This is a genomic window from Clostridium ragsdalei P11 (genome assembly GCF_001675165.1).
Taxonomy (GTDB): Bacteria; Bacillota; Clostridia; order Clostridiales; family Clostridiaceae; genus Clostridium_B; species Clostridium_B ragsdalei.
On the sequence record NZ_LROS01000015.1, the window covers coordinates 69,810 to 78,434 of the forward strand.

At 35.8% G+C, this 8,625-nt stretch carries 6 protein-coding genes; all 6 read right to left on the minus strand.

Going from position 1 to position 8,625, the window contains the following annotated elements; all coding sequences use genetic code 11:
* Positions 1-75 precede the first annotated feature (75 nt).
* The 6 genes from CLRAG_RS08380 to CLRAG_RS08405 all read right to left on the minus strand — a co-directional run bounded on the left by CLRAG_RS08380 (position 76) and on the right by CLRAG_RS08405 (position 7,975).
* The gene (locus CLRAG_RS08380) at positions 76-426 is read right to left on the minus strand and encodes a hypothetical protein (RefSeq protein ID WP_065078010.1); all 351 of its coding nucleotides are present in this window, start codon (positions 424-426) and stop codon (positions 76-78) included.
* A 172-nt stretch (positions 427-598) separates the two neighbouring features.
* The gene (locus CLRAG_RS08385; protein WP_065078011.1) at positions 599-2,062 is read right to left on the minus strand and encodes a phage tail spike protein; all 1,464 of its coding nucleotides are present in this window, start codon (positions 2,060-2,062) and stop codon (positions 599-601) included.
* 105 nt (positions 2,063-2,167) lie between these two features.
* Entirely contained in the window at positions 2,168-2,983 is an 816-nt protein-coding gene (locus tag CLRAG_RS08390) for a hypothetical protein (protein WP_065078012.1), read from the minus strand.
* Between the two features lie 655 nt (positions 2,984-3,638).
* Positions 3,639-5,420, minus strand: a complete 1,782-nt coding sequence (locus CLRAG_RS08395; protein WP_065078013.1) for an ABC transporter ATP-binding protein — start codon at positions 5,418-5,420, stop codon at positions 3,639-3,641.
* Entirely contained in the window at positions 5,417-7,144 is a 1,728-nt protein-coding gene (locus tag CLRAG_RS08400) for an ABC transporter ATP-binding protein (RefSeq protein ID WP_065078014.1), read from the minus strand. Before CLRAG_RS08400 ends, CLRAG_RS08395 begins: the two co-directional genes overlap by 4 nt.
* 15 nt (positions 7,145-7,159) lie before the next feature.
* On the minus strand, positions 7,160-7,975 hold the full coding sequence (locus CLRAG_RS08405; protein ID WP_065078015.1) for a MerR family transcriptional regulator: 816 nt from the start codon (positions 7,973-7,975) through the stop codon (positions 7,160-7,162).
* Positions 7,976-8,625 lie beyond the last annotated feature (650 nt).

Sequence of the window (8,625 nt, forward strand, 5' to 3'; positions counted from 1 at the left end):
TCATCTAGTTACATATTATAACTTATTCTAGTATATCATGAAATTTGAGGAAGTTAGATTATTAAACATCACTAACTAATTTATGTTATAGTTAACCCTTATCTCCTTCAATCTTAAAACATCTGCACTTGAACTAACTTCCATATACCATGCAAGTCTTATCTTCTTATCTGAAAGACCAAGAGACGTCCATTGTGCTTCAGTAATTCCTTGAAGTGTTGTAATAGTCATTCCTTTAGTTTTTACATCCCCCATATTTGTTATATCCACCAGAATCCATAAACTTCCATTCCATACTTTCCATGAAACTCCAGTATCTATACTTACTATAAAAACTATAATTCCACTACTTGTATTCTCTAAAATCACTACTCCATTCATAATATCTTTTATATATGCCTTGCTAAATAAAATATTCTCCTTCATAGCAACTATTATTGGTCTAGGTTTAATTACCTGAGTTTTTTGGGTACAGTCAATTCATCTGAAGGTAACCATATTTTTAAGATTGGAGAAGCATCTATTATTCTTGTTCTTTCTTTGTGGTATATATCATCACCATAAGTTTTTAATATCCAAATACTGTCATCATTTTTTTCTATTTAAAAGAAATACTATAATTAGTTGTAATATTTTTATTTGTAAATAAATTAGAATTTACTACTATTTTTTCATTTAATGAAGATCGTGTTGGCACTTGTGATGTTATATTTACATTCTGTCCTGATACCTTATTTATATATAGGCCATTCATATTCACAAAACCCTGATTCTGTGAACATTCTGCATGTGGGTGCTCTGCACTTAAACCACCTTGAAGATTTCTTCCATCAATCATGCATTGAAGATTGAACATAGGTATATTTACTGTACCTGCATCTACTTTTAAAAACACTGCAATATAATGTGCTCCTTGTTGAACTTGTGGTATTCCAAGAGGTATGCCTATAACATTATCTCCCTGCTGTAATTTTTGTTTTGGTGTAAATGGGATATCCTTGTTATCTAATTGAATTTCTATTGTTATTGTGCATAAACTGCTGGCTGTGCAGTACATAGTAAAATTCATAGATAAGTTTGTATCTGCAACTGCTGTTATTCCTAAATATACAGGTTCAATTGATGCTGTACCTACAGTTAAAGCTGCTGGATTTGCATAATAAAGCATTGAGCTGAAGGATTCAGCTACTTTATTTCCAAGTTCATCTAATGTAGTCTTAATATTTGCTGTATCAAGCTGTTTTAATATACTGTCTTTGGGCTGTCCAAGTTCAACTTTAATATTTACGCAATTTAAAATATCTTTCTTTACTTTAATTACAGGCACTTTTACATCAATATTAAAATCTTTATGCCTTACTATAACTGAATCCCCAACATTAACCGTTTGAAGATGCTTATATTTATCATATTCCTTTGTTTTGCTAAGTTCTATAAAATCCACATCAATATTTACCCTGCTTAAACCTATTACACTTGCAGCTTCTTTTGCGAGTGCTCTTAAAGTAACTTCATCTCCAGCATCTTTAAATTCCACCTTCTTTATAATAGGAAATGGTGGATATGCATCACTATTCCAGTTGGGAACACTAATATATTTTTCAGTAAGTTTTATATCATTTTTTCCTACAGGATAAAGCTTAGTTGCAACACTTGTAGTATCTATATTAAATTTCAAACCTGCTATATTTTTACCCTGCGCAATCAATACTCCTGCATCTTTTCCTATGGCTTTCAATATTTTAATATCAAAGTTATCTCTTTTTAGTTCGCCGCAGCCCCATATATTTATTATTGAAAATATGGCTTCTACAGGATTCTTTTCTTCAACCTCAATTGTATTTTCAATTATAATATCACTATCTGCTGTATATATAGTTATCAAATCTCCTACTAAAGATTTCTGCATAGCTGTTTTTACACTGCAATTTTCGGCTTTCATGTTTTCTATAAAGTAATAGGAGAGGTCATAGAGGATATGTTTTGCCCATACCTTTAAAATTCCAAGACCATTGTTATCAAAGTTTCCTTTAATAGTTTTCTTATCGTAGATGCATATCATTACAACCACCTTTAATCAATTTAATTTGAGGCAATAAAAAAACTAGCTTACTATAACCATAATAAGCTAATTTAATGTAAAAGTTTTTTTATATTTATAATCATTCTATTTTAGTACTTTTCTTATCAACTCAATTTCATCAATGTCTAAATCTGTTAATTCTTTTATTGTTTCATTATCCATGCCTTTTTTTATTGCTCTTTTGACTATCTCTATAGTTTTTTCTTTTTTCCCCTCATCTTTTCCTTCATTTATTAAGCTTTTACCAAGTTCAGTCATTCTCAATTCCTCCCTTACTCTTTCTAAATCTTTTCCACTTAAAAATTTATTTGCAAAAGCATATAGTATTGATTCTACGTCATACTTATAGTCATTATTTATATCTTTTACTACATTTATAGCATTAATTATCTTGTCTACTGTACCTATCTTTCCACTCATTATAGGAGTAAATGTTAAAGATATTATATCTTGTTTTGTAATATCCTTACCAGATTTTATTTTTTCTACAATATCATTATAGATTTTGTCTCCATCTTTATCAGCCATAGATATAGAATTTACTTTGTATTCATTTATTCCTGTTTTTAAAGTATTTGCTGGATTTTTTATATTGCCTGAATAAACAACATATGTAATCACATCTTTTCCAGTCTGATGACTCAGCATTGATTCATAGGCTCTAAACCTTCTTAAATCTGCTTTTCCTTTATTAGTCGTCTGGAACTCAAAATGTATAAAAGTGTCATCTTCCATTAGGAAAGTGTAGTCCATGAACATATTTTTAGTTTCTAAAACTACTAATTCTGTTGGTCCTAATTCCTTAACTTTTTTGTTTATGCCAAAGAATTTTAATCCTTCCTCTGCAAATATATCCATTGCTCTTTTCATAATTAAATCTTCATAGTTTGTAGGCTTCATTTGTTCACCTTCCTAGTTTTTTATTATACCTCTATTTTAATTCATTAGTGTCAATACTTCAATTAAAAGTAAATTTTTTTATAACCACCGCCAGTTTGGTAAAAGCTCAACTTTAGTAACATTTCCTCTCTATTCTATAATATTTTCACCAGACTTCATTTTTAAGAATTAACCTGACATATTCTCATTTAAATTGTTTCCGGCATCATCATAGCAGTCCTGTATGACTGAATCTACTATGATTTTTTCAGATACACCTTAGAATTTATTACCTGTACAATATATTTTTTATCTGGCTGGAAGCTAATTTTCAATTATATTTCCATATTCTTAGCTTCAAAATTCTTTTTTAGGTGCTTCATTTTCTCCAAAAAACACGAAAATTCCCTGAAATCAAGGACTTTCTATTGTATCAATATTATAGTTTACATATGGCCGATTTATACATACCTCTGCTCAAAGCACATATAAATCTTTGCTCAACTATTATATCCCTTAAGCTATTATAGCAGCCCTTTTATCTTTATAACATACTGGTGATTTTTTCATTCTTTGATCTATGTCAATATAATAAACACATTTTTTACATTTTTAATCTGATTAATGTTTGTACGCGAACAATTTTCAAAAATTAATTTCATTTACTGTGAGATATTTACGTGCTTTCACCGCTAAACTGTGCGTTATACAGTTCAGCATAAAAGCCTCCTTTTGCAAGTAATTCCTTATGGTTGCCCTGTTCAATAATAGAACCATGATTCATGACCAAAATGCATTTTGCATCACGGATTGTAGAAAGACGGTGCGCAATTACAAAATTAGTGTGTCCTCTCATGAGTGTTCCCATTGCCTTTCGAATCAGCATCTCCGTTCGGGTATCCACAGAACTGGTTGCCTCGTCGAGAATGAGAACGGTTGGATTGGCAAGCATTGCACGCGCAATCGTCAGCAACTGTTTTTCACCTTGCGAGATATTTGACGCTTCTTCATTGATAATTGTTTTATAGCCTTCCGGCAAGTTGCGGATAAAGTGGTCAGCATAGGCAGCTCTCGCAGCATTGACGATTTCGTCGTGAGTGGCATTTTCGCGCCCATATTTTATATTCTCCTCAATTGATCCCTGAAACAACCATGTATCCTGAAGCACCATTCCGAACATTGTGCGAAGGTCGCCACGCCTTATTTCGCGCAGGTCTACTCCATCAAACTTGATTTTACCGCTGTTAATTTCATAAAATCGCATAAGTAAATTCACAAGTGTGGTTTTCCCAGCACCGGTCGGTCCTACAATAGCGATAGTTTCGCCCTCATTAATGTCGAGATTCATGTCTTCAATCAATGGCTTGCTTTCGTTGTACCGGAACTTGACATGTTCAAACTGAATATTGCCGTGCGGTTTTACAATCGCTTTTGTATCTTTCGGGTCAGGTGTTTCCTCTTTTGCATCAAGCACTTCAAAAACACGCTCGGCACAGGCGGTAGTAGATTGCATAATATTAAGGATACCGGCCACTTGGATGATTGGTTGGCTCAACTGACGAGAATACTGGATAAATGCCGTGATATCTCCAATACCCATCCAGCTCCTTGTAGCAAAAATACCACCAACAACACAAATCAATACATAGCCGATATTGGTAATGAAATTCATGACAGGCGATGTCATACCGGAAACAAACTGTGCTTTCCAATTTGCCGTATTGAGTTCTTGATTCATAGTTTCAAACTGAGCAATGGATTCATCTTCGTGTCCGAATGCTTTGACAACTTTGTGCCCGGCATACATTTCCGACGTATGGCTACTGAGTTTGCCAATGATTTGCTGTTGTGCGGCGAAATAATCCTGAGAACGTTTAGCAATGGCACCTGTAGCCAAGAGATACAGCGGCAGAGTACCAATTATAATCAACGTCAGGAGCGGGCTGATGGTCAGCATCATGACGATAAAACCGATCAGTTGAAATATCGACTGAATAATTTGTATCAAACTCTGCTGGAGTGTCGTGGATATGGTATCCACATCATTGGTCATTCTGCTTAAAATATCACCTTTTTGATGAGCATCAAAATATCGAAGAGGAAGTTTTGCCAACTTGCGGTTCACATCTTGACGAAGTTGATAGACAACTTTTTGCGAAATAGACACCATCATAAATTGCATAATAAACGTAAAGATGTCACTCAAAAAATAAATGAAAAACATAACCATCAAAAGCCGTCCAATAACATCAAAATGGACTGTTGTTTTGCCGATAACGCTTTCTGCCAGCTGGTTGACTGCAAGTCCACTGATTTTTGGCGATACAACTGCGGAAACTGCCGCAATGATGCTACAAATAATGACAATTGTGAGGCGTAATCGTTGTGGTCTCAGGTATCTGGACAGGCGTTTGGCAATTTTCCAAAAGTCAGCCATATTAAATTTTTTCTTGTTCATACCATTTCCTCCTCTGAAAACTGGGAAGACACAATATCCTGATAGATGCCACAGCTTTTTATCAATTCCTCATGTGTTCCCATACCGGCTACAGCTCCGTTATCCAGAACAATAATCCGGTCTGCATTCATTACAGTCCCGACACGTTGAGCAACGATGAATACGGTAGCATTTTCTGTTTCTTTTTGCAGAGCGGCGCGCAGAGCAGCATCCGTTTTAAAATCCAATGCTGAAAAGCTGTCATCGAAAATATAAATTTCCGGATGGCGCACCAAAGCACGGGCAATCGAAAGGCGCTGCTTCTGTCCTCCCGACAGGTTACCTCCGCCTTCAGAGAGCATGGTGTCATAGCCGTTTTCTGTCTCCGCGATAAAGTCCGCCGCCTGTGCGGTTTTAGCCGCATATTCCAACTCTTCATTCGTTGCTCTTTTCCGCCCATAACGAAGATTGTCGGCAATTGTTCCTGTAAAAAGCACCGCTGTCTGCGGTACAAAGCCGATTTTGACCCGCAGTTCTTTTTGTGCCATGTCCTTCACATTGATCTCGTCAAGTAAAATTTTTCCTTCACTCACGTCGTAAAAGCGAGGAATCAGACCCACGAGTGTGGATTTTCCACTGCCGGTGCCCCCAATGATTGCTGTGGTTTCACCTGGTCTTGCCAAAAAACTGATGCCGCTGATAGCCGGTTGTTCAGCTCCGGGATAGCGGAATGTAACATTCCGGAACTCCACTACTCCTTTCAAATTTTCCTCTATTTTTGCAATAACAGGTTCAAGTATTTCCTGTCTGGTTTCAAGAACCTCCGAAACGCGCTGAGCGGCAGTCTGAGCACGGGGAAGAAAAACAAACATAATGGAAAACATGACAAAGTTTGAAAAAATCAGCACGGCATATTGCAGAAAAGCCGTCAAAGCACCAATATTCATTTCACCTGTGTTTACCCGGATGCTTCCAAACCATAGTATGAACAACACAATAGCATTGATTGCAAGCATAAAACCGGGCAGAAGGAAGGACATAATCTGGTTGGCCTTAATGTAAGTAGCAGTCAGGTCGGAATTGGCGTAATCAAAGCGCCTATTTTCATGGTCAATTCGATTAAACGCCCGGATAACCAGAATGCCCTTTAAATTTTCAGCCATCACGAGGTTTACCTTATCCAGTTTTGTCTGAACGTGTTTAAAGGCAGGCATCGCTGTCCCCATAACAATGGCAATCAAGGCAACCAGCACGGGAAACGCCATAGCAAAAATCACCGTGAGTCCTTTATCCTGACGGTAGGCAAGGATGATGCCACCGACTGCTGTCAATGGCGCGCGAAGCATCATGTTAAGCATTAATATTGTAAACGTTTGAATTTGAATAATATCATTTGTGGTACGGGTGGTAAGCGTGGAAGCTCCAAAATTATCGAATTCATGCAGTGATAAACTCTCCACACATCTAAAGACACGACTGCGCAGAACACTGCCAAGATCGGCTGATACGTGAGCACTCAAAAAACTTGCTATGACAGCACAGATGATTCCGAATCCTGACACAAACAGCATCACTCCTCCGAAACGCAGAATATATGGGATATTTTCTTCCATGATTCCATTGTTGATAATAGATGACATAAGAGTAGGTAAGTACAGATCACATATAATCTGTGCAAAAATCAAAACAATCAGCGTACACACATACGGGATGTGGTTCCGTAGATTTTGAAACATCTTAAACATGAGTTACCTCCTAAGTTAATCCTGGATATCCTCGATTGATTTGCATCTTTTTTTGCAGATATTTTCAAGTTGTATTCCATTTTGCTTTAAATAAAGATTTAAAGCCTTGGCTAAAAAGTCTTCAATGGATTTCTGAATGTCTTTCGTGCTTTCAGGCCAGTTATCAAGATCTCGCCCAGCTGAAAACAATGCTTGAAACATCTCCGGATCGCCGGAAGCAAAATCGCAAACCAAATTCCACCACTGTTCTGCAAGCTTCTGCCCTTCTTTTCCAGTCGGGTCGACACCTTTATGATAAAGGACGTCAAGCTGTGAAAAAACTTTTTTTGCAGCACCCTGTTTTTCCGGACTTTCCAACATGCGTCCGTTTATTTTTTTGAGCTGTTCATCATTGAAATAACGGATTACAAAAGAATATGGATTTCCTTGATTCATCAACTTTAGAATAGTAACGAGTTTATCCATACTAACTTTTTGTCCAGCTTTTGTTTCTGAGATCACTAAATCTAATATTTCAATAATTTTGTTTAAATTCTGAACCCTACTGAACATAATCTCACGCTGTCCTTCAAAAACTTTTCCTAAATCAATATAATTTCCATGATTTAGAATTTTACCACCGATTTCTCCAAGCGAAAAACCCAGTGACTTCAAAAACAAAATTTGCTGTAATTTCAACAGATCATCAATATTATATACTCTTTTATGACTTTTGTTATATGACGAGTGGAGCAGGTTTGCCTTATCATAATATTGAAGTGTTCTTACAGTAACTCCGACGAGGCCTGCCAATTCTCCTACTGTAAACACTCGATCTTTTTCATCATTCATATTTTTCACCTCTTGGTTTTAATCTTAGCACACGACGCTACGTCGTCTGCAATAGGTATTTTAAAATTTTTTATGCATGTAAGCCTTACCATCCTATAGAATTTTGCGATTTTTCCACACGAAGGGAGCCACCCGGCCTTTCTGGCACAATTTCAGGGGAAATTATACCCCTAGCACTTAAAATTTATATTTTGTAACTATTTTTGCAAACAAAAAAGGCCTAGCAAACATTGCAGCCCTTGACTTAGCATAATACAGAAGAGCCCACTCGTGAATAGCATCTTTGTAATTTTATCTTAGTCCATGAACATATTTTTAGTTCCTAAAACTACTAATTCTGTTGCTCCTATTTCCTTAACTTTTTTGTTTATGGCCCTTACCCACTTTGATAGACATGAAGAACTCGTGTTATATTAAAAGTAAAAGGATATGTAACGACTGAAAAATATTATAACAATTCAAATAAAAAATCAAAAGCAGTATAAAAATCAAAAAATTATGATAATCTACGAAATAGAGAGATATTATAGGGTTTCTAAGTGATAATTTAACTTATACTAGGAAACTTCTAGCATAAGCTAATGAATGAATCTTAGCAAAATTAGAATTAAGTTCGTCAAAAAGAATTTTAATATCTGATACTAATTCCC